This is a genomic window from Halobellus sp. Atlit-38R (assembly GCF_003665925.1).
GTDB lineage: Archaea > Halobacteriota > Halobacteria > Halobacteriales > Haloferacaceae > Haloquadratum > Haloquadratum inordinatus.
In genome coordinates this window covers 1-461 of sequence record NZ_QXIJ01000315.1, presented here as the reverse complement: position 1 = coordinate 461, position 461 = coordinate 1, and the positions used below count along the sequence as shown (strand labels likewise).

Below are 461 nucleotides of genomic sequence, written 5' to 3'. Positions count from 1 at the left end.
CCGGCTCGTCGCCCGCGTTCCGGTACCAGTGTTCGACGCCCGCGGGGATGAGGAGGGCGTCGCCGGGCGAGACGGCGTGCTCCTCGTCGCCGACGCCGACGACGTACTCGCCGGAAAGGACGTACTGCTCGTGTTCGACCGCGTTGGTGTGGCGCGGGACCTCGGCGCCCGGCGCGAGTTCGAACCGGCGCATCGCGAAGTTCGGGGCGCCGTCGGACTCGTCGAGGAGGACGGCCTTCGAGAGCCCCTCGGCGGCGTCGACCGGCTCGGACGCGACCGCGTCGGCGCGTTTCACGACCGCCTCGGGATCGGCTGTGTCGCTCATGGGCGTCCGTGACGGGCGGGGGGTACTTAACCGATCACCGCACGGACCCGGTGACTTAACCGATCACCGACCGAACCCGAGGGTATGCGTGGAATCAAGGTCGGGAGCGCGTTCGGCATTCCGATCCGCCTCAACT

General features: G+C 70.1%; 1 protein-coding gene. It reads right to left on the bottom strand.

Annotated features, from left to right (window positions below; all coding sequences use genetic code 11):
* Positions 1-325: cupin domain-containing protein (locus tag D3D02_RS19570; RefSeq protein ID WP_147435781.1), on the bottom strand; the 325-nt coding region annotated here is incomplete at its 3' end.
* Positions 326-461 lie beyond the last annotated feature (136 nt).